The sequence below is a fragment of the uncultured Cohaesibacter sp. genome (assembly GCF_963556055.3).
GTDB lineage: Bacteria > Pseudomonadota > Alphaproteobacteria > Rhizobiales > Cohaesibacteraceae > Cohaesibacter.
The window spans coordinates 474,294-495,445 of record NZ_CAUVYE020000031.1 but is presented as its reverse complement, the minus strand read 5'-3'; the positions used below and the strand labels follow the sequence as shown (position 1 = coordinate 495,445).

The window sequence follows — 21,152 nt, the reverse complement described above, 5'->3', positions numbered from 1 at the left end:
ACTTTCAAAGAATCAAGAGGAATTCAAAGAAGGAGAAGATGTGAAGTTAAAAAGATTCAGAGCGGCTCAACTGGCCCCTCTAGTGGATCGCATTGGCCGCATGTATGCCGATCTTGGCACTTATTTCTCCAGTCTTTCTTATGGAGCTCCGATCAGTGGAGCGGAAACCCAGAGAATCCCCCGCTTTGCTGAAACTGGCCCCTCGCAATTTGAGTGCCAGTTTGGCGTGCCACCTAATCCCAGCCAAATTAGTGCTCTCTCCCGTAGGTCTAGGGCAGAGCCCACTATATTCTTCCACGAGGTTGTCCTCTCCCCCTCAGTCACAACGACAAATGCTCCTCCAAGAGAATTCCACAATGTTGAAATACAGACACAGCCAATGGTTCCGATAATCCCTGAGGAGTCAAATGAGGATCTGCCAAAACCCAATAATTCTTCAGCTATTTGGAACCCAGAAGAAGTGGATTTAATATTGCGGCTCTCCACGCCATGCTGACATCGTACTGATTTCCGGACCACTGACAACCAAGGTGATGAACGCCGCGATGGTGGTTTTCAACGAGATCCCTGATCCCAAGGTCACGGTGGCGGTTGGCGTGTGCCCGATCTCTGGTGGCATCTTCCGAGAAAGCTATTCGGTGAAAGCACCAATCGACCAGTATTTCCCCGTTGACGTCAATGTTCCCGGCTGTCCGCCACGCCCTCAAGCCATCATTGAAGGTGTTGCCAAGGCAATCGAGATCTGGCGCGAGCGGATGTGAGGAGGGCAAGAGATATGAATTTTCTGCAATTATTCGCGCACAATTTGATAAAGGGGCCCTTCACAGACCCGTTCCCTTTCGAGCCTGCGCCAACTGCCAAACGCTTCCGTGGCAAGATCGAGTTTGATCCTGAAACCTGTGAAGGTTGCCGCAAATGCGAAAAGGTCTGCCCGGCAGGTGCCATTCGCTTCACCAAGACCGCCAATGGTCTGGAATTTGATTGCTGGCATGACAGCTGCGTTTTCTGTGGCAACTGCGAATTTCACTGCCCGACGAACGCCATTCACCAAACACAGGACTGGCATCTGGCCCATGCCCAGCAAGACAAATTCAGCATGGTCGAACATGGAGTGATTCCAAGTCACGAATGCCCAAGCTGTGGCAAGCCGGCTCTCTATACAGCAGCTCCGGCTAATAAGATCTCAGGCTTCAGCGAAGCAGAAGTCGCCGAGTTCCGTTCGCTCTGTCCGAAATGTCGGGGCAAATATCTCAGAGAAAGAAAGAGCCGGTCATGACACGTTTTCCTGAAAATTTTGAAACCAGTCTGATTGCAGCCGCGCCACACGGCGTCAACCTGACGACCTCGACCGACGACCATGGCGTCTCGGTCATGTGGTGCGAACTCGCCGATAGGGACGATCTGTCCGCCGTGGGAGAATGTCTGCGCAGTTATCACGCGCGGCTGGCCATGGTCACCGCCAACAAACCACCTGCTCCCGAAGAAGAAGAGGAGGAACATGACGAGGAGGATGAAGGAGCAGCAGAAGCCGAAGCTCATCTACCCGAACAATCGATGAGCTTTGGCGGTACGCCGCAAGACGGTACATCCTATGAACTGGTCTATCACTTCGACGTGGGTGGAGACTATGTGAATGTCGTAGCCTTTCTCCCCGCTGGCGGTTCCATAGCCTCCCTCACGCCCTTGTTCCGCTCGGCCGACTGGCCGGAACGGGAGATCATGGAGATCTACTCCGTCACCATCGCCAACCATCCGGACCCGCGACGCCTGTTCCTTGACGAGAGCATCGAAGGGGCTGTCCTAGACCGGTTGATCCCTTTCTCCCAGATGGCAAATGCGTCCACGTCCGATGAGCTATGGGCACGGGTCATGGCCGCAGCCAAGGAGGCATGAGCATGACAGAGCATACTGTTGCCAGCAGCTATAAAATTCCCGTTGGGCCCCTGCATGTGGCGCTTGAAGAACCAATGTATTTCCGTGTTTCGGTCAAGGGTGAGACGATCGAAAATGTTGAACTCAATGCCGGTCATGTACATCGCGGCGTGGAGTATCTGGCGACCAAACGTACCCTGCTGCAAAATATGATCCTGACCGAGCGCATCTGCTCGCTCTGTTCAAATAGTCACCCCGAGGCCCTCGCCATGGCCGCTGAGACCATCGGCGCGGTGGAAGTACCGGAACGGGCGCAATATCTGCGCGTCATCGCCGGTGAGGTCAAACGTGTAGCTTCCCATTTGTTCAATGTGGGCATTCTGGCTCATCTCGTCGGATTTGAAGCCCTGTTTATGCATGCCATGCAGGTGCGCGAAGTGGCTCAGGACCTCAAGGAAGCCGTTTATGGCAACCGCATGGATCTTGGGGCCCACTGCCTTGGCGGCACCCGATGCGACATGGATGACGAGGCCATTGCCTTCATGCGGACTGCATTAGACAAGATCGAACCCGATGTCCGCGAACTGGAAAAAACCTACCGCACCAATGGTTCCATTTTGCGCAGGACCAGAGGGATTGGCATTCTCACCCACGAAGACGCGATTGCTTGTGGTGTTGTCGGTCCGGTGGCCCGAGCCAGCGACATCCAGTATGACGTGCGAACGGCTGCGCCTTATCATGTCTATGATCGTCTGCCGGTGGAGGTTCCTGTGCTGGATGGCTGTGATGTCTGGTCGCGGGCCATGATCCGCCTTCAGGAAGCCATCAATTCGATCGAGATCCTGCGGGTATGCCTCGATCATCTGCCCGATGGGCCGATCAACGAAGGCGGCGATCCCTATATCCCGCCAGGGCAGGCGATCGCCCGCACCGAGGCTCCCCGGGGCGAATTGGTTTACTACTTGAAAACAAATGACAATCCAGAACCGGAGCGGCTGAAATGGCGCGTTCCGAGCTATCCCAACTGGGATGCTCTGACCTTCATGTTGAAGGACGCCAAAGTCGCCGACATCGCGATCATCGTCAACAGCATCGACCCGTGCATTTCCTGCACGGAACGCTGAGGCATGCCCCGCTACATCTTGCAACAACAAGGGAGGATACAGCGGGGAATACAGATCAGGCACATTCCGGCCCAATACCTGGTCGGAGTGTTCCCCATAGCGGCGGACCGGCAGGCCGGTTCTGCCAAAGACAAATGAGAGGAGAAAAAATGGCTTATGCAATCGATCAGGACATCTGTGAAGCCTGTGGTGCATGCATCGATGAATGTCCGAACAAGGCCATCACCCGCAAAGGCAAGCTCTATTCCATCAACGCCAGCAAATGCAAGGAATGCGAAGGCGATTTCGATGAACCGCAATGCGTTGAGGTCTGCCAGTCGGGTGCTGTCTATCACGTTTGATGTTTCCTACAGACCTGCCTTCGCTGGACTGGCTGTCGGGGAGGGGGAAACCATACGTTTTCTTGCTTCTAGCGGTTGGCTCAGAAAGACCAGCCGGAGGCAGGTTCAGAGGGGTGCATCAGGGCCATTTTGAAAGGCGAGAGCAATGAAGGTGTTCAAGGAATTGATCAGGGAGAATGAGGCTGGGCGCCCATGTGCCCTGGCGTCGATCGTTACCACAAACGGATCCATTCCCGCGTCGGACAAAGCGAAAATGCTCGTCCGCGCCGATGGCACGATCGTGGGAACAGTCGGGGGAGGTCTGGCAGAAGGAAAGATCATCGAAGCGGCCATCAAGGCCATGGAGGATGGGAAGTCGGAATTGGTTTCTTTCAACCTGCATGACAATCCCCTGATGGACAGCGGCATGGTTTGCGGGGGGAGCCTCGACATTTTCGTCGAACCCTTTCTACCCGCAGTAACGCTCTACATGTTCGGAGGCGGCCATGTAGGGTTGGTGACAGCCGAACTGGCCCATCGCGTCGGTTACAAGGTTGTGGTGATCGATGACCGAGCCGAATTTGCCAATGCGGAGCGCTTTCCCTTTGCTGTGAAGACCCTTGCGGGGCCTTGGCAGGAGATGATGAAGGAGCTTGAGCCGAATGCACGCTCGATAATATTCATCGCGACGCGGGGACATATTTGCGACAAGGACGTACTGGCCTGGGCGGTAAAAACGCCAGTGAGCTACATCGGCATGATTGGCTCCAAACGCAAGATCCGCACGATCAATAGCAAATTGCTGGAGGCCGGAATTTCAGCCGAACAGCTTAGTCGAGTTCGCGCACCGGTGGGATTGGATATCGGTGCCGACAACCCCGAGGAAATCGCCGTTTCGGTGGTTGCCCAAATGATTGCTCATGTCCGGGGCGCTGAAGGATTGGTCGTACAATCGAGGACCATAGGTGATTTGTACCTAACAGCCAATTCAGGGACCGAAGATGGGGAGGAGCTAGCGCACGCCAGTGCCTAGAACTCGGGAATCAGCAGGCGGATGGAGGCTTCCAACCGCAGGATTAGGAGAAGAGTGATGAAGAGAATACAACTGAACGTCAACGGAGTGGACCGCTGGGTCGTTGCCGAACCACAGGCCTCTCTTGCTGATGTATTGCGCAAGCAGATGATGTTGACCGGCTGCAAGGTTTGCTGTGATGATGGTCAATGTGGTTCATGCACTGTAATCATTGATGATAAGCCGGTCAGATCGTGCATCAAGAAAATGAGTGATGTGCCTGAAGGCGCAAAGATAACGACAATCGAAGGCGTCGGTACGCCGGGTAATCTGCATCCTATCCAGATTGCATGGATGACACATGGTGGCGCCCAGTGTGGTATCTGTACGTCCGGCTTTATCATGTCATCAAAGGCTTTGTTGGAAAAGAACAACAATCCAACGCGGGAAGAAGTGCGCAAATGGTTTAACCGTAACCGCAACCTCTGTCGTTGCACAGGTTACAAGCCCCTTGTTGATGCCGTGATGGATGCCGCTGCCGTCATGCGTGGTGAAAAGACCGTTGCCCAAATTATGCCGAAACCGAAAGAAGACGGTTCTATTCTGGGGACTTCTCATATCCGCCCGTCGGCAGAAGCCAAGGTGACTGGTACATGGGACTTTGGTGCGGATATTGCCCTACGTATGCCTGAAGGCACGTTGCGTCTGGCGCTGGTTCAGGCCGAAATTCCGCATGGCTTGATCAAAGGCATCGACACTGCTGAAGCCGAGGCCATGCCGGGTGTTGAAAAGGTCATCACCTGGAAAGATGTCAAGGGACGTAACGCAATCACAGGGCTTATCACCTTCCCCGATAATAAGGGTGATGGATGGGATCGTCCGATCCTTTGCAAGGAAAAAATCTTCCAGTTCGGTGACGCCATCGCCATCGTGGCGGCGGATACCGAAGACCATGCGCGTGCAGCGGCCAAAAAGGTAAAGGTCGATGTCGAGGCCCTGCCAGCCTATATGTCTGGCTTTGCTGCTCTGGCTCCGGATGCCATTGAAATCCACCCGGGCACACCAAACGCCTACTATGAACAGGGTGTTGTCAAAGGCGAAGACACCAAGCCGCTGTTGGCCAGCTCTTCCGCTCTTGTTGATATTACCACCTATTGCAGCCGTCAGCCGCATCTGCATCTGGAGCCGGATTGCGGTGAAGCCTATGTGGATGATGATGGCGTTCTGACCATCCTGTCAAAATCCATCGGCGTGCATTTGCATCATGCCATGATTTGTCCGGGGCTTGGTCTTGAGCCGGAAAAACTGCGCCTGATCCAGAACCCGACCGGGGGTACCTTCGGATATAAATTCTCTCCGACCATGGAAGCCCTTCTGGGAGCCGCAGCTCTAGCCACCGGCAAGCCCGTATCCTTGGTTTATGACCAGTACCAGAACATCACTTATACCGGCAAACGCAGTCCGGTTAACATCAATATCAAATTGGGATGTGACGACAATGGCAAGCTAACCGCCATGGAAACCGACTGGTGGCTTGATCACGGTCCTTATTCCGAGTTTGGCGATCTGGTTACCCTGCGTCAGGCCCAGTTTACAGGGGCGGGCTATCATTTAGAGAATATCCGCGGCAAAGGACTTACCGTGGCAACTAACCATGCATGGGGATCGGCCTTCCGAGGCTATGGGTCTCCTCAGGCCTTCCTAGCATCTGAAACCGCCATTGATATTCTGGCTGAAAAGATGGGCGAGGATCCGTTCGAGTTCCGCTATAAAAACCTTTACGGTGAAAATTCGACCACACCAACCGGTCAGAAACCCGAGGTTCTGGTTCTGCCTCAGTTGTTTGACATGCTGCGGCCGAAATATGAAGAAGCCAAGAAACGCTGCGCAGAGCTTTCTACCGATGAGGTGAAACGTGGCGTCGGTATTGCTCTGGGCATCTATGGCTGCGGTCTGGATGGACCGGACAGCTCCAATGCCCGCGCAGAACTGACCAAGGATGGCGTCACCATCTACAATGCTTGGGAAGATCACGGACAGGGGGCTGACCTTGGTACGCTGACCATGGCGCATGAAGTGCTACGTCCTACAGGCATTACACCGGAACAGATTTCTCTGGTCATGAATGATACCAATGGCCCGAATTCAGGTCCTGCTGGTGGCAGCCGCTCCAATGTCTTTACTGGTAACGCAACCCGCGTTGCAGCAGAAATGCTGCTCAATGCAATGAGAAAAGAGGATGGTAGCTATCGTACCTATGACGAAATGGTCGCCGATGGCATTCCGCTTGTCTATGACGGTAACTGGGTGGCTGCGGCTTGCACAGACTGCTCGTCTGAAACCGGTCAGGGCGATCCATTCCCAATCTATATGTATGAAGTCTTCATGCCTGAGGTCGAGGTCGAAGTTGAAACCGGTGAAGTCAAGGTGGTCAAATTCACCACCTCGGTCGATGTCGGCACGATCATCAACAAGGCAACCGTTGATGGCCAGATCTATGGTGGTCTGGCTCAGGGGATCGGGCTGGCCCTATCCGAAGATTTCGAGGATCTGGAGCTTCATACCAATCTGATGGATTGCGGTATTCCGTATCCGAAGGATATCCCGGATGATATCGAGATCTTGTATTTGGAAACGCCGCGTCCTGATGGACCATTCGGCGCTGCAGGTGTCGGGGAAGCTCCTTTGACCGCTGCTCATCCGGCGATCCTGAACGCCATCTACAATGCTTGTGGTGTTCGTATCTTCCGCGTTCCGGCCCTTCCGGAAATTATCAGAACAGAACTCGAAGCAAAGGCAGCAAGGGAAAAAGCCCCTAAAGAGCTGGCCTGAGCCTGAAACGGAGCAGCATGGCACGTTCTTTTACAATGCCATGCATGCTTCTGGTGGGCGCGGGACCGGGTATGCCTCTTATCCGGCCCTGCTCCTCTGACATCAAACTGGTTGTGCCCGGATCCTTCGGGCCCGCCAATAGAGACCGATGAACGGGGCATCGAAATGGATAGCAATCAGGTAAAGCTTCTGGAAGCAAGATGCATTGAGGAACAACCTCCTGCCTGCGAGGTGACTTGTCCCCTGCGCGTCAATGTCAGATCAATGTTGACAAAGGTTAAGGAAGGGGATTTTCCCGCAGCATTTGCGCTTTATTGCCGCTATGTGCCTTTTCCTGCCATTCTCGGACATATATGCGACCATCCATGTGAAGAAGGGTGCCGTCGGGCAGAAGCCGGTGGGGCAGTCCGTATTTCTCAGATTGAGAGGACCCTTGTCGAGGAAACCTGTTCCACTTTGCGTCGGCAGGCACAAAGAATTGCCAAACCCAAAAAGATTGCCATCGTGGGGGCCGGGCTGTCGGGGCTAACAGCTGCCTTCGATCTGGCTATGAAGGGTCACAGGATCACCGTTCTGGAAGCGGACGACCATCCGCTCCAACGATTGCATCATGATTATGACCCCGCCATTCTTCCGCCTTCTGCTATTGCTTTTGATCTGGGCAGCCTCACTTCGCTCGGGGTCGATATTCGCTGCCGTAGTCGGGTGACTGGCGGAGAGGGGCCGCTGGGGCTTGCAAGCCTGATTGAAGGCCATGACGCCGTTCTGCTTGCTCTTGGTCCCGGGGTCGCAACGGCCTTTGCACCGGCCATTCAACTGAGTGACAATGGGCGCATCGAGATCGATCCCGAAAGCCGCGCCACCAGCCATCCTAAAGTCTTTGGTGGTGGCCATCATGGAGCGTTGGGCGAGGCCTATTCACCTGTCCAGTCCATCTATGATGGACGGCGGGCCGCCGGTTCCATAGACAGGTTCCTGCAAGGGGCTTCCTTGATGGCAAATCGAGATAGCACGGCTGCGGCAACCTCTTGCCTTTATGTCAATATCAATGCATACCAGTCCGTTCCTCCCGTCGAGGCTGCGAACGGCATAATGGGGTACACCCCCGATGAAGCCATAGCAGAGGCAGAACGGTGTTTTCCGTGTAATTGCCTGGAGTGCACAAAGGCCTGCGCTTATCTTGCCCACTACAAGACCTATCCCAAGCGGGCGGTGCGAGAGATTCATAACAATCTCAGCATTGTCATGGGTAACCGGAAGGCCAACCGGATGATTGACAGCTGCGCGCTCTGCGGCTTGTGCGAAACGGTGTGCCCGACTGATCTTGCTATGGGGGATGTCTGCCTTGAAGCCCGTCGTGAGATGGTCGATAGCGGCCACATGCCCGCTTCCCATCACGACTTCGCTTTGCGTGACATGGCCGACAGCCGATCGTATCGCTCTGCCTTTATGCGCCACCAACCCGGCCATGACAAAAGTGCTTATCTTTTCTTTCCCGGTTGCCAGTTGGCCGCTTCCGCTCCTGATCAGGTGCAAGGGCTTTATCTGCATCTTGGAGCAATATTGTCTGGAGGGGTCGGATTGATGATGGATTGCTGTGGTGCGCCTGCCTACTGGGCTGGACGCACAGCACTGCATGAGGAGGTGGTGGCACATTTACGTGTGAGCTGGGAGGCCTGTGGCAAGCCGGAGATCATCACGGCCTGCTCGACCTGTCTGTCCATGTTCAAGAAGACCATGCCAGACCTTCCATTGCGGTCGCTCTGGCCTTTGCTCGCGAAAAGCCCGTTGCCAACAAAAGCAAGGGCCATGCCTGATGGCTCCGTGTTTGCCATTCATGATCCCTGCACTGGCCGTCACGAGTCGGAAATCCATACTGCGGTGCGTTCCCTAGCTACGGATATCGGGCTTACGATACGAGAGATTTCTGGTCCGGAAAAGACGACCTGTTGCGGTTATGGCGGTCTGGTATCCTTTGCCAATCGTGAGGTAGCGGACGCCATTGTTGATCAAAGAGCAGCGGAGCGTTCCGAGGATTATTTGGCCTATTGTGCCATGTGCCGGGACAATTTTGCCCGACGGGGGAAGAGATCTGCCCACCTGCTCGACTTTCTGTTTCCGTCTGATGATGGAGCCGATCCGGCTGCCCGTCCAGATCCAGGGTTTTCCAATCGTCGGGACAATAGAGCCCGTTTGAAGGCCAGATTGCTGCGTGAACTATGGGGGGAAAGCATGCAAGAGCAAGATCCTGAGTGGATCATCCTGATTTCAGATGACCTCCGGGCTGATATGGAGCGCAAGCTGATCCTTGACGACGAAGTGCGCGCGGTTGTGGCACATGCGGAAACATCAGGCCAGAAACTGAAGGACAGGAAAAGCGGGCATATGATCGCGACCCTGCGTACGGGGCCGGTGACTACCTGGGTGGAATATGAACTTACAGATGAGGGGGCGCTCATTCATCGCGCCTATGGGCATCGCATGGATGTGGAGGTGCAAAAATGACTTCACCCACGGAACAAGAGACCCCGCAGCTGGACGATCTACTCTGTGTGAGATGTGATACTCCGCTCCAGCAAGGCAAGGTCATTGCCAGCTATATGGGGCAGACATTTCCGGTGGATCTGCCCGTCTGTCCGACATGCGGCTTTGTTTATATTTCTGAAGATCTGGCTTATGGCCGCATGTTGAAAGTCGAACAGGCTTTGGAGGACAAATGAAGATCAACGGTCCTAATGGGGAGATGAAGGCGGTCTCCAGACAGGCTGTGGGACAGCATGCAAGTGGGTGTGCGGGTTTGTTTGGTTATGGTCTTGTCACGGACAGAAATGGCGATCCAATAAGCCCTGGTGGGTTGTTGATGACTGGCGAGCTTCTTGATCGGGCTGGCTTTGCTATCGCAGACCGTGTGGTCGATGTGGGATGTGGGCAGGGGCGCAGTCTGGGGGTCATGATCCGTCGCGGATTGAACGTAGTGGGTGTCGACACGGACGCGGCCCCGCTCGCGATGGCCCGCAATTTGTTCCCCGACGTGGATCTGATCTGCTGCAGTGGTTCAGCCATGCCGATTGATAGCGGAGTCATGGACGGGGTGCTATCCGAATGCGTATTGACAGTCATGCCGGATCACAGGGCCGCCCTGGCAGAATGGTTCAGGGTGTTACGAGCAGGGGGCAAACTAGCCCTGTGCGATGTATATGCCCGGAATCCGGAAATGTCCGGATCGGATGAAAGAGCGATCCGCCTTTTGTCGGCGGATAAAGTGAGGAAGGCTATCGGAACGGCAGGTTTTCAACTGCTGCATTTTGAAGACAGATCTGAATGTCTGCGCAGCTTTGTAGCCCGTTTCATCTTTCGGTTTGGTTCCCTTGACGCCTTGTGGGGAGATGACCGAACCAGTGCCCAGATGCATGCCTTGAAGCCCGGATACTACATGGCCATTGCGGTCAAGCCGGTTGATCGTCCGGCCAATGCCAATCGGGCCAACAGTCAGGAGGCAATAACATGACTGAATACTCCTTTCGCGTCGCCGAGCTGCTGCTCGCCGATCTCAAATGCAGTCACATCATGATGATGCTGGCATTGGAAGCGGCAGGACGACAGGATCCGGATCTAGTGCGCGCCATGTCTGGCCTTGCGGTTGGCATGGGACAGGGCATGACTTGCGGCATTCTTTCTGCTGGTTGTTGCGTTGTTGGTATGCTGGCGGGTAAGGCCAGTGAGGATGAAAGTGAAGACAGTCGCTTTGTCGATATTCTTGAAGAGTTCGGTGGTTGGTTCAAACATCGATGCACAGAGGAGTATGGCGGTTGTAACTGTAGCGACATCATGCAATTTGACATGAATTTGAAGGCCCAGCGTTGCCCTGCCCTTATCGCTGAAAGCTGGCAGAAACTCAACGAAATACTCAATTGCTATGACGTCGATATCGCTCACCCGCCACGCGGAAGTGAGACCTGCGAGGACACTGGCGCATTGGGGTTCTTGTCATGATGGATCTTGCTCAAATCGACACGCTTGAAAGGCCAGCATTGAAAAACAAACATGAAGCACCAATTGCGGCTGTCATTCTATCCGCCGGGCTTTCTTCGCGCATGGGGGCTTTCAAACCGCTGTTGCCCTTTGGGGATGGTACAGTGCTTAGTCATGTTGTGCAGGTGGCGCGCCAAGCCGGAGCCGAACCTGTTCATGTCGTGATCGGGCATAAAGCCGAGGAGATCCGTTCCCATGTCGAGAGTCTCGGTGCGGTAGCGGTGTATAATCGAGATTATGAGAGGGGCATGTTCAGTTCTATCAAGGCTGGCATTGCATCCTTGCCTCAAACGGTGCCCGGCTGTCTGTTGATGCCAGTTGATATTCCGCTTGTCAGGCCGACCACTCTGAAGCGAGTAATGGCAAAAGCACGCCACGCTGATGCTTTGTTGGTTCATCCTGTTTTTGATGGCCTTATCGGTCACCCTCCTTTCATCGCCAGGGGCCTCTTTGAAGATCTGCTGGTTGGGGATGGACAAGAGGGAGGTGCCGCCGCGATCCTGTCGCGCCATGTGTCGGAAACAATCGCCGTATTTGATACCGGTTGCCTCAGGGACATGGACTATCCCGAAGAGCACGCCGAACAGCTGGCGGCTCTTCAAAACCATCATTTGCCGGATGAGCGTGAATGTGTAGCCCTGTTTGATGCGGCTGGTGCGCCCCAATCCGTCCGTCGTCATGGGCAGGCTGTCGCCAAACTGGCCAGTTTACTGGCAATTGAACTTCAAGAACATAAGCAGGATCTGGACATTGGACTGATCACAGCTGGAGCCCTGTTGCATGATATCGCAAAGGGTCGACCTCATCACGCTTCTGTCGGAGCGGAATTGCTCGCCGAATGGGGATTTCCCGCGCTTTATAACATAGTCGGGCAGCATATGGCCTTGGCAAATGGATATCGGCGACTTGATGAAATCGCTCTGGTCTATCTCGCTGACAAGCTTGTCTCCGGTGAAGATATCGTTGGCCTTGAACAACGCTTCGCTCCGGCATTTGAGCGATTTTCCAATCAGCCGGACGCGTTGGCTGGTGTGCGTAAACGGCTCAACGATGCTCTTGCCATTGTTGCTGCCATCAGCGCTTTGGAGGTTGATGTGCCCGGTGTGTCGATTGAAGTCAGGAATATGTTGGAGGCTGCATCATGACCTATTCGGACAGCCGCATGGTTTTAGGCACAACAGAAAGCGTGTGCCCGGATTGTCTCAAGACCGTTTCTGCTATCCGCTATGCCGAGGGCGACACCGTCTATCTTGAGAAAAGCTGCCCTGAACATGGAACGGTAAGCACGCCTATCTGGCGTGGTCTTAAAAGCTATTTTCTGTGGAACAAGGCACCGCGGAACCGGTCGCGGATTCTCAATCCGGCGACGTCGGTTGACAAGGGGTGCCCGCATGATTGTGGCATATGCTCTGACCATCAGCAGCAAAGCTGTTGTGTGTTGCTCGAAGTGACGTCTCGCTGCAATATCGCCTGCCCCTTCTGCTTTGCTTCGGCAGAGCGGGAAGGCACGGATGTTCCGATGCAAACCATAAGCCAGTGGCTTGACACACTGATGGAGCGGGCAGGTGGTAGAGTGCATATCCAGCTCTCCGGCGGAGAGCCTACGGTACGTGACGATTTGCCCGAAATCATAGCGCTTGTCCGCTCGAAAGGCTTTTCCTTTGTTCAGCTCAACACCAACGGTTTAAGGCTTTCAAAGGAACCAGATTATGTCAGAGCATTGGTCGACGCGGGGTTAGACTGTGTTTTCCTGCAATTTGATGGCGTGTCTGATGCTGTTCACAAGGCCCTGCGTGGCGCAAAGCTGGCGCGCATTAAGGACGATGCCATTGCTGCTTGTAAAAAGGCGCATGTTGGTGTGGTGTTGGTGCCGACACTCGTGCCGGGTGTGAATACTGATCAGATTGGAGCAATCGTTGAGTATGCCAAAGCTCATATGCCGACTGTTCGCGCTGTGCATTTTCAACCGGTGAGTTATTTTGGCCGGACACCGGAGCCTCCCCGTCCGGAAACGCGTTTCACGTTGCCGGAAGTCATGGATGCCGTGATCTTTCATGAGAAGGGTGGGATTTCTCTTCATGACTTCCGTCCGGGGTCTGCGGAAAATCCTTTCTGTTCCTTCAGTGGTCGCTTTATCGTTGAGGATGATGGGCGGTTGATCCCTGATCGGGTCGCCCAGATATCTTGCTGTTCGGGAGGGGACGATACTGGTGGAGCAACCAGCCAGTCCTGTGGTTGTGGCGTGCCGGGAGAAGATCTGCTTGTCAGGTCGCCGGAAACAGAAATCGCGCGTGAGATCGATGATTGCTGCTGTTCGTCCGGGAACGAGTCGGAGCCTGACAAGTCCAGTTGTTGTTGTGGCTCTGATGCTCAGAAAGAAACTATGCCTGGCACCGATGTGGCGCGCGCGCGTCGTTATGTTGCTGACCAATGGAGTTGTGCAGGTGAGGAGGATGATGCCGACGATCCCTCTTTTGCTGCTTTTGATGCCGTGCTGAAGCGGCGTGCCCGCACGTTGGGGCTGTCGGCGATGGTGTTTCAGGATGCATGGACGCTAGATCTGGAACGTCTGCGCCAATGCTACATCCATGTCATGATGCCTGACCAGAAGGCGGTGCCTTTTTGTGCATTCAATCTTACGGATCGGGAAGGGCGTTCTCTCTACCGAAAGGAGGAGGGATGCTGAAGAGTCTCATGCAGAGTGAGGTTTCTGGGCTTTGCGAGCGTAGCTTCTGTCCTTTTGAAACCCGAGAAGAGCGCGATGTCTATCAACTTGCCCATATTCGCGAGACGATTGAGCATGCCCGCGCCAACAGTGGTTTCTATCGCCAGTTTCCCCGTTGGCCGGAAGGATTGCCGCAAAGCTTTGCAGATTTGCAACGCCTGCCTTTTACTTGGCCGGAAGATCTGGCGCGCAATGATCCACCTCTTATCGCTGCGCCCCGCAATCAGGTTGCGCGCATGGTAACTCTGGAAAGCTCAGGCACTACGGGGGCGCCCAAGCGCATCGCCTTCTCGGATATGGATCTGGAAAACACTATTGACTATTTCCACCGTGGCATGAGCCAATTTACCCGCGCCGGTGATCGTGTCGGGATCGCCTTTCCTGCGACCCGGTCTGGTAGTATTGGTCAGGGTCTATGCGATGCGACGCGACGCCTCAAGGCCACACCGCTGACGGCGCCCGATGTTTCTTCTGCGGACGCCTTGCTTGATTGGCTTCGTACCGAACAGCCTGATGTGCTGTTCGGTCTTCCTGTCCCCTTCTTTGCCGCTGCTCGTCTTTCTTTATCTGATGGTGGGCTGGTACCCCATCCTCGTGCGATCCTTATCAGTGCTGACCATGCCTGCGAAGCGATTATTAGCGGTCTTGAAGCCATGTGGGGTACATCCGTCTTCAATCATTGGGGCATGACTGAAACCGGCTATGGCGGGGCGCTGGAGTGTGTTTGCCATGATGGATTGCATGTGCGGGAAACGGATATTTATCTGGAAATCGTGGAACCACTTTCCGGTACTGTTCTGCCTGAAGGGGCCTATGGCGAAATCACTATTACCACGCTCCGCCGAGAGGTGCTGCCACTGATCCGCTATAGGACCGGAGATCTGGGGCGGTTGGTCGACGAGCTGTGCGCGTGCGGCAATGTCACCCGTCGTCTCTATGGCCCCGATGACCGGTTGCTTTCGGCCCTTGAGCTTCCAGGGAGCGGTAGGCTGACGCGTGGTGCGTTGGATGAAGCGCTTTTCGCAACAGATGGTGTCACCGACTACGCCGCTACTCTGGCCAGCGACGACAGAGGGCAGGCAATATTGCAACTGAATGTCGCTTCCATTGCAACTGCGCAAAGGGATGGCTTGAAGCAAAGTATTCTGAATCAAATGCAGAGGCTCCCAGCTTTCAAGCAGGCAACTGGCCGTGGTCATCTGTCTCTCTACCTGAAACAGGCTGATGAAGTTTTGCTCCCTCACAAGAGCAAAAGGGTTCCGGTGCGGAAGAATGGCGGATCAAAAACTAAGGCGGTGTTGTTCGATCTGGATGGTACTCTGGCTCATACCTTGCCTGCTGTGCATGCGGCGGTGAATTGTGCCCGCGCTTCTGTTGGGCGCCCTCCGGTGTCGGAAGATCTCGTGGCAAGGCTTCTGGGCGGGGGAGCCTTCCGACTTATAGACTCCATTGCAGAGCATTTGGGAGAAACGATCAAAGAAGAGGAGCAAAAGGCTCAGCTTGACCATTATCTGGCTTCCTATCCCATGATGGAAGAGCAGTTGGCCCGGCTTTATCCTGATGTGGTGCCGGTTTTGCAAAGGCTCACCGAGGAGTCCTATCGCGTAGTGGTTGCGACCAACAAATGCCAGCGCGATGCTGAAGCGCTTGTCAAAAGGCTGGGGTTGTCTGCGTTTCTGGACGCGATTGTCGGAAAGACACCTACACTTTCATCAAAGCCAAGACCAGACCTGTTGCTGATGGCTTGTCGTCATGTGTCGCTTGCTGTCGGGGAGTGTCTTTTCGTCGGGGATGGACCGGAAGATTGGAGTGCGGCTCAAAGGCTCACTATGCCCGCACTTCTGATCAAGCGCAGCAAAATCGAGAGGGAGATTTTGTCGGTCCCCTGTGTCGCCGAAGCAATAACGGAAGGGAGGATAATCGAAAGTCTGAAAGATCTGATGGCTTATCTAAAGAACTAAAGTGAAACGGCCCTTAAGAGGCAGAGGAACGCCATCAATTGTTTTACATCAAAGCGCCCGGGGGCGGCTGAGAGACAATTTAGTTAAATGGGAGGACAGAACTGGACCAGGGTTCTGCTGGAGGCATAGAATTTGTTCAATGATGACAACCGGGAATGACGACAAGGACGGCGATGACTGTCGCGCGTCCTCGTCCACGCAAAAATTCAACTTGGCTCAAATGAACTCGATTGCGGGATCCTATGATGTCGCAATGGCTCGTGCGCGCCGCTTTTTTCTCGATACCGGGAATGTTGAGGGCAATATCCCCGTAACCATTCTTCAATCCTGGCGGCGTAGTGCAGACTATGGCGTTGCCATGGAAGCGCCCGCCAAGGTTGAAATCCCCACGCGGGCTGAGCTTAGCGCCCTGATCGAACGCAATGAGTCCCTTGTGCAAGCATCCTGGGGGGAAGTGGAGGCTTTGCGTCGCGATATCGGGCAGTCGGAAGGCGTGGTGATCCTGACGGATCCCGAGGGCCAGATCCTTATGCGGGTCGGCAATGATACTTTCATGCAGGCGGCCAATCGTCTCGCTCTGATGCCGGGCGCATCCTGGAATGAGCGTCTGATGGGGACCAATGCCATCGGTACAGCCATTCAGGAAGGAAGCCCTTTGACTATTTGTGGGACCGAACATTTTCTTGATCCCAATGGTGTCCTGAGCTGTTCTGCAATCCCTATTCTCAATCCGCAAGGCAGCATCCTCGGCACTCTTGATCTCAGTACACCGGCCAATATTCCCCATGATCATTTGTTGGCCCTGCTCGGGCGAGCCGTCACGCATATCGAGCGCAATGTTTTCCAGTATAACAGCGATAGCTGGGAGCGAATGATCATTCACAGCAATCCCAGTCTTCTGGGCAGTCCGCATGAAGGCGTGCTGGCCTTTGAAGGGGATAAACTTGTGGGCGCCAACCGGATTGCGATGACCCTGCTAGGGTTGCCATGGAGTGCCATTGGTGGTTTGCGCTTCAATGATCTTTTTTCTGTGCAGCATGGCAGCGTGAATCGAACGGCCTCTGCAGATGAATGCATCGTGCAGACGCTAAATGGCCAGACTTTCTTTGCCCGCATGGTGCAGGCTGCGTCGGAACGGCGCCGACAGACCGTCAGTCCTGCGCCTCTTAGCCAACAAAGAAAAGTAACAGATCTTCCTCGCCATCCTCATGAAATTCTGGATGATTTGCAGAAGGATCATATTGTTGGCCCTATTTCTCGACGCAAACCTCATACCGGAGCGTTGCTGACAGCTTCTGACGAACGGGATGACTGCGGGGAAGCTGTGCTCATTGTGGTCAAGGGCGAGGTGCGCTGTTTCACTTCCTTTGAGGGCAAGGAACTGACCTTGTTCTCGCTTGGGCCGGGCGACGCCATGATCTTGCGCGATCACCTGCAAATGGAAATGCGAACGGAAGGCGAAGTTTATATTTTGCGCCACAAGGAATTTGAAACCGCGCTTGGTATGAGCACCGAGTTTGCCCTGTCCGTCATTCCTGTTGTTGAGCATCTGCTCAGAAAGTCCATCGAATTGATCGAGGACATGGTCTTTCATAGCGTCAAGTTCAGGCTTGTGCGGATGGTGGTTGATCGCGCCGAGAAATCCGGGCGCCCGACTGCGCGCGGAATTTCGGTTCAGATGCAGTCGAATGGCGAAGAAATCGCGATGCGCCTTGGTGTGACCCGACAGACGGTTTCAACTGCCATCGCAGGCCTGATCCGCGACGGTTATGTTGAAAGGCTCGGCTCAAAAGAGTTCCTCGTCAGGGATCTTGGCAAGCTCAAAGCCCTACTGGACAAGAAATAGACACCTCTTTCTCAAGCCTTCTCGAAAAATTTCGAAAAGACTTCTGGCAAGACCTAAAAGCCTGTTGTGACATCGGCCTTGATTGTTGACCGATCTGTCAAAGCAGGACATGCGGCATGACGAACCTGCTTCCGTCCGCCCTTTCGCTCGCGGCGCAGGCTCAGCTTTGAAAGGATATGACTATGTGTGGCACCTGTGGCTGTTCCGACCCGAACTCTGCGGTTTCAATGATTGATCCTGAAACTGGCGAAACGTCTCTTCTGCGGGCAGATCATGATCACCATCATCACGACCATACCCATCACCACCATCATCATGCGCACAATGATCATGGTCACAGTCACCATCATGATCACGAGCATGAACATCGCGGACGGATTATCTCTGTGGAGCAGGCGGTTCTGGCGGAAAATGATCGTCTGGCTCAGCGCAATCGCGGTTGGTTTGAAGGGCGCGGTGTGCTTGCGCTCAATCTGGTCAGTTCACCCGGAGCGGGAAAGACGACACTGCTAGAAAGGACCATAGAGGCCTTATCTCCCACTGTGGAACTGACAGTGATCGAAGGCGACCAGATGACAACCAATGACGCTGACAGGATACGCGCTGCCGGAGCCAGCGCCTTGCAAATCAATACAGGAGCCGGCTGTCATCTGGAGGCAGACATGATAGCTGCCGCAACGAAAAAGCTAAATCCTGCACCGGGTTCGATCGTGATGATCGAAAATGTCGGCAATCTGGTATGCCCTGCCATGTTCGATCTGGGGGAACATATGAAGATCGCGATTGTTTCAACAACCGAGGGCGACGATAAGCCGGTGAAATATCCCTACATGTTCAGTGCATCCGAGGTGGTGGTTGTCAACAAGATCGATCTTGCACCTTACGTGGATTTTGATGCCGATCGGATTTCCGCAAATATCCGCAAAGTCAATCCGCAGGCTCGTATCTTTATGCTGTCGGCGCGCACAGGCGAGGGGATGGGTGAGTGGATTGATTTTCTTACAGAATTGAAAAAGGAAATGTCTGTAGCTGGTTAGGCTTGGACCCTAGAGCCCTTGCTATGAGGCGTTGGAGGAAGGCTGGTTATGTTTGCACTATCGCTCATCATTCGCGGTCAGGTGCAGGGGGTTGGGTTTCGGCCCACCGTCTGGCGCTTGGCGCGTGAGTGTGGCTTGACGGGCGATGTCAAGAATACAGGCGAAGGCGTAGAGGTTCGGCTTTGGGGGGAGATGGCAGAAAGGTTCGAGGCCATTCTCAAGGCCAATCTGCCCAGGCTTGCACGGATCGACAGCATTGTTCGATACTCTTTGTCCGGAGCCGCTCCTCAAAGCTTTGAAATCGTGAGCAGTCAGGAGGGAGGCGTAACGCAGTTGGCCGTTACGCCAGACATGGCAACCTGTCCGGATTGCCTGAATGAAATCCGGGATCCCGGTGATCGTCGCTATCGCTATCCTTTCAACAATTGCACCAATTGCGGACCGCGTTTTACGATTGTTCAATCCGGCCCCTATGATCGGGCCAAGACCACCATGACGCCCTTTGTCATGTGTGAGGATTGCGCGGGCGAATTCGCAAACCCCGCCGACCGACGCTTTCATGCCCAGCCTGTGGCTTGCCCACACTGTGGCCCGACGGTCTGGATCGAAGATCTGAAAAGCGGTGCGCGGGTCGAGACCGATGATAGCCCTCGGTTACTGGCTGATCTGATCCTTGCGGGTCATATCGTAGCCATCCGTGGACTTGGTGGCGTGCATCTGGCCTGTGACGCGACCAACGCCAGTACCGTCGGAGCGCTGCGTATGCGCAAGAGACGCAAGGCCAAGGCCTTTGCCATGATGGCGCGTGATCTGGAGGCCATTGGGCGGTATGTGGCTATTTCCACTGCGGAAGCAGCAGTGCTCACCAGTCCGGCTGCACCTATTCTGTTGCTCTATGGACATGGTGAAACATTGCCGGAGGCCGTGGCTCCCGGTCTTTCACGCCTTGGTTTCATGTTGCCCCATACGCCCCTGCACCATCTGTTGTTCGAGCATCTGGATCGGCCTCTTATCATGACTTCAGGCAATATCTCGGGGCATCCCCAATGCACAACCAATGAGGAGATCCGCGACAAGCTTTCGGCCATTGCCGACTTCGCCCTGATGCATGATCGGGAGATCGCAAACCGGATTGACGACAGTGTGGTGGCGGTTGACTTGGGTGAGGCGCGTATTCTGCGCAGGGCACGGGGCTATGCGCCGCAGGCAATAACTCTGCCGGATGATTTTCCTCAGAACCCTTGCATCTTGGCGATGGGGTCGGAGCTGAAAAATACTTTCTGTCTCACACAAAATGGACAGGCAATCCTCAGTCAGCATATGGGTGATCTGGAAGATGCGGCCACAAACGAAGAGCAACGGTACAATCTGGCACTGTTCAGTTCTCTTTTTCATCATCATGCGGAACGCCTTATCGTTGATGCGCATCCTGATTATCTTTCCACCCAATTTGGCTATGAGATGGCTAAAGGACGGCCCGTTACGGAGGTGCAGCATCACCATGCGCACATCGCGGCCTGTATGGCCGAAAATGGGGTAAGGCTGGCAGATGATCCTATTTTGGGGCTGGCTCTGGACGGCTCTGGCTTGGGCGATGATGGCACCATATGGGGGGGGGAAGTTCTACTGGCCGATTACCAAGGCTATCGACGTTTGGCTCATCTCAAACCAGTGCCCTTACCCGGAGGGGTGGCGGCTGTGCGTGAACCCTGGCGCAATGCCTATGCTTATATTGTTTCTAGCATGGGCTGGCCACAATTTGCTGATCGCTTTCTTAACCTTGATTTGGTGGAGCGCTTTGGTGCGCAACCGTTGGCTACGCTGGATGCAATGATGTGCCAGGGCATCAACGCACCATTGAGTTCCTCCTGTGGACGCCTGTTTGATGCAGCAGCTGCCCTTTGCGGCGTTGCATGGGGGCGGCAGAGCTTTGAGGGCGAGGCGGCCATGCTGTTCGAAGCGGCAATCGATCGCCAATGTCTTAAAGCTGAGGAGAGGGCGGCCTACCCATTTGTTATTCGGGCGGGAAGTCCTTTACGGCTTGATCCTGCTCCAGCACTGGAGGCCATGCTTGAAGACAGACTGAAAGGCGCTTCTTCTGGACTGCTGTCCGCACGTTTCCATCTTGGGCTGGCAGAAGCCTTGGCAAGACTGACATTGATATTGGCGCAAGAGCAGAGGATCAATATCGTCGCTTTGTCTGGTGGCTGCTTCCAGAATGCGACCCTGTTTGCCCTTTTGCATGATCGTCTGGCAAAAACGGGGCTTCATATTCTGAGCCACAGCAAGGTGCCTTGTAATGATGGGGGATTGTCTTTGGGGCAGGCTGCTATTGGGATGGCGCGTAGCCGGGACGTGATGGGTGGGTGAAGCTTGACTTCAGTCTTGCGC

Annotated in this window: 18 protein-coding genes; all 18 read left to right on the top strand. The window is 54.6% G+C overall.

All coding sequences use genetic code 11. The features are described 5' to 3' along the window. The coding region (locus tag ACHZB8_RS21740; protein ID WP_316863371.1) for a hypothetical protein at positions 1-496 on the top strand (496 nt) is incomplete at its 5' end. A gap of 37 nt (positions 497-533) precedes the next feature. Next, positions 534-761: a hypothetical protein gene (locus tag ACHZB8_RS21735; RefSeq protein ID WP_316863395.1), complete on the top strand. Its 228-nt coding sequence runs from the start codon at positions 534-536 to the stop codon at positions 759-761. Positions 762-775: 14 nt separating this feature from the next. Further along, positions 776-1,276 (top strand): 4Fe-4S binding protein, encoded by a 501-nt coding sequence (locus tag ACHZB8_RS21730; RefSeq protein ID WP_394706237.1) that lies wholly within the window; start codon positions 776-778, stop codon positions 1,274-1,276. Next, on the top strand, positions 1,273-1,893 hold the full coding sequence (locus ACHZB8_RS21725) for an NADH-quinone oxidoreductase subunit C (RefSeq protein WP_316863367.1): 621 nt from the start codon (positions 1,273-1,275) through the stop codon (positions 1,891-1,893). The genes ACHZB8_RS21730 and ACHZB8_RS21725 overlap by 4 nt, the downstream gene beginning before the upstream one ends. 2 nt (positions 1,894-1,895) lie before the next feature. Next, complete coding sequence (locus ACHZB8_RS21720; protein WP_316863365.1) at positions 1,896-2,996, top strand: nickel-dependent hydrogenase large subunit; 1,101 nt, start codon at positions 1,896-1,898, stop codon at positions 2,994-2,996. Between the two features lie 149 nt (positions 2,997-3,145). Continuing rightward, a complete protein-coding gene (locus ACHZB8_RS21715) occupies positions 3,146-3,337 on the top strand; it encodes a 4Fe-4S binding protein (protein WP_090075386.1) in 192 nt (63 codons plus the stop codon). Between the two features lie 145 nt (positions 3,338-3,482). Next, positions 3,483-4,349 carry an XdhC/CoxI family protein gene (locus tag ACHZB8_RS21710; protein WP_316863364.1) on the top strand — a complete coding sequence of 289 codons (867 nt, stop codon included), beginning with the start codon at positions 3,483-3,485 and terminating at the stop codon, positions 4,347-4,349. 57 nt (positions 4,350-4,406) lie between these two features. Next, on the top strand, positions 4,407-7,160 hold the full coding sequence (locus ACHZB8_RS21705; protein WP_316863362.1) for a molybdopterin-dependent aldehyde oxidoreductase: 2,754 nt from the start codon (positions 4,407-4,409) through the stop codon (positions 7,158-7,160). 165 nt (positions 7,161-7,325) lie between these two features. After that, positions 7,326-9,665: a pyridine nucleotide-disulfide oxidoreductase/dicluster-binding protein gene (locus ACHZB8_RS21700; protein WP_316863361.1), complete on the top strand. Its 2,340-nt coding sequence runs from the start codon at positions 7,326-7,328 to the stop codon at positions 9,663-9,665. Next, positions 9,662-9,880: a DVU_1557 family redox protein gene (locus ACHZB8_RS21695; RefSeq protein WP_316863358.1), complete on the top strand. Its 219-nt coding sequence runs from the start codon at positions 9,662-9,664 to the stop codon at positions 9,878-9,880. Before ACHZB8_RS21700 ends, ACHZB8_RS21695 begins: the two co-directional genes overlap by 4 nt. Continuing rightward, a complete protein-coding gene (gene trsM / locus ACHZB8_RS21690; protein ID WP_316863357.1) occupies positions 9,877-10,668 on the top strand; it encodes a DVU_1556 family methyltransferase in 792 nt (263 codons plus the stop codon). The genes ACHZB8_RS21695 and trsM overlap by 4 nt, the downstream gene beginning before the upstream one ends. Then, entirely contained in the window at positions 10,665-11,153 is a 489-nt protein-coding gene (locus ACHZB8_RS21685; protein ID WP_316863356.1) for a DVU_1555 family C-GCAxxG-C-C protein, read from the top strand. The genes trsM and ACHZB8_RS21685 overlap by 4 nt, the downstream gene beginning before the upstream one ends. Beyond that, positions 11,150-12,337 (top strand): DVU_1551 family NTP transferase, encoded by a 1,188-nt coding sequence (locus tag ACHZB8_RS21680; RefSeq protein WP_316863354.1) that lies wholly within the window; start codon positions 11,150-11,152, stop codon positions 12,335-12,337. The genes ACHZB8_RS21685 and ACHZB8_RS21680 overlap by 4 nt, the downstream gene beginning before the upstream one ends. Beyond that, positions 12,334-13,878, top strand: a complete 1,545-nt coding sequence (gene trsS / locus ACHZB8_RS21675) for a radical SAM (seleno)protein TrsS (protein ID WP_316863352.1) — start codon at positions 12,334-12,336, stop codon at positions 13,876-13,878. Before ACHZB8_RS21680 ends, trsS begins: the two co-directional genes overlap by 4 nt. Further along, entirely contained in the window at positions 13,872-15,878 is a 2,007-nt protein-coding gene (locus ACHZB8_RS21670; protein WP_316863351.1) for a DVU_1553 family AMP-dependent CoA ligase, read from the top strand. Before trsS ends, ACHZB8_RS21670 begins: the two co-directional genes overlap by 7 nt. 139 nt (positions 15,879-16,017) lie before the next feature. Continuing rightward, complete coding sequence (locus ACHZB8_RS21665) at positions 16,018-17,724, top strand: GAF domain-containing protein (RefSeq protein WP_316863349.1); 1,707 nt, start codon at positions 16,018-16,020, stop codon at positions 17,722-17,724. 182 nt (positions 17,725-17,906) lie between these two features. Next, positions 17,907-18,761, top strand: coding sequence for a hydrogenase nickel incorporation protein HypB (gene hypB, locus ACHZB8_RS21660; protein WP_316863348.1), 855 nt, complete (start codon positions 17,907-17,909; stop codon positions 18,759-18,761). Positions 18,762-18,809: 48 nt separating this feature from the next. Beyond that, on the top strand, positions 18,810-21,131 hold the full coding sequence (gene hypF, locus ACHZB8_RS21655) for a carbamoyltransferase HypF (RefSeq protein WP_316863347.1): 2,322 nt from the start codon (positions 18,810-18,812) through the stop codon (positions 21,129-21,131). Positions 21,132-21,152 lie beyond the last annotated feature (21 nt).

Excerpts from the sequence above, each read along its gene's own strand:
- ACHZB8_RS21735 (WP_316863395.1), top strand. The coding sequence starts at position 534 with ATGAACGCCGCGATGGTGGTTTTCAACGAGATCCCTGATCCCAAGGTC.
- ACHZB8_RS21730 (WP_394706237.1), top strand. The coding sequence starts at position 776 with ATGAATTTTCTGCAATTATTCGCGCACAATTTGATAAAGGGGCCCTTC.
- ACHZB8_RS21725 (WP_316863367.1), top strand. The coding sequence starts at position 1,273 with ATGACACGTTTTCCTGAAAATTTTGAAACCAGTCTGATTGCAGCCGCG.
- ACHZB8_RS21720 (WP_316863365.1), top strand. The coding sequence starts at position 1,896 with ATGACAGAGCATACTGTTGCCAGCAGCTATAAAATTCCCGTTGGGCCC.
- ACHZB8_RS21715 (WP_090075386.1), top strand. The coding sequence starts at position 3,146 with ATGGCTTATGCAATCGATCAGGACATCTGTGAAGCCTGTGGTGCATGC.
- ACHZB8_RS21710 (WP_316863364.1), top strand. The coding sequence starts at position 3,483 with ATGAAGGTGTTCAAGGAATTGATCAGGGAGAATGAGGCTGGGCGCCCA.
- ACHZB8_RS21705 (WP_316863362.1), top strand. The coding sequence starts at position 4,407 with ATGAAGAGAATACAACTGAACGTCAACGGAGTGGACCGCTGGGTCGTT.
- ACHZB8_RS21700 (WP_316863361.1), top strand. The coding sequence starts at position 7,326 with ATGGATAGCAATCAGGTAAAGCTTCTGGAAGCAAGATGCATTGAGGAA.
- ACHZB8_RS21695 (WP_316863358.1), top strand. The coding sequence starts at position 9,662 with ATGACTTCACCCACGGAACAAGAGACCCCGCAGCTGGACGATCTACTC.
- trsM (WP_316863357.1), top strand. The coding sequence starts at position 9,877 with ATGAAGATCAACGGTCCTAATGGGGAGATGAAGGCGGTCTCCAGACAG.
- ACHZB8_RS21685 (WP_316863356.1), top strand. The coding sequence starts at position 10,665 with ATGACTGAATACTCCTTTCGCGTCGCCGAGCTGCTGCTCGCCGATCTC.
- ACHZB8_RS21680 (WP_316863354.1), top strand. The coding sequence starts at position 11,150 with ATGATGGATCTTGCTCAAATCGACACGCTTGAAAGGCCAGCATTGAAA.
- trsS (WP_316863352.1), top strand. The coding sequence starts at position 12,334 with ATGACCTATTCGGACAGCCGCATGGTTTTAGGCACAACAGAAAGCGTG.
- ACHZB8_RS21670 (WP_316863351.1), top strand. The coding sequence starts at position 13,872 with ATGCTGAAGAGTCTCATGCAGAGTGAGGTTTCTGGGCTTTGCGAGCGT.
- ACHZB8_RS21665 (WP_316863349.1), top strand. The coding sequence starts at position 16,018 with ATGATGACAACCGGGAATGACGACAAGGACGGCGATGACTGTCGCGCG.
- hypB (WP_316863348.1), top strand. The coding sequence starts at position 17,907 with ATGTGTGGCACCTGTGGCTGTTCCGACCCGAACTCTGCGGTTTCAATG.
- hypF (WP_316863347.1), top strand. The coding sequence starts at position 18,810 with ATGTTTGCACTATCGCTCATCATTCGCGGTCAGGTGCAGGGGGTTGGG.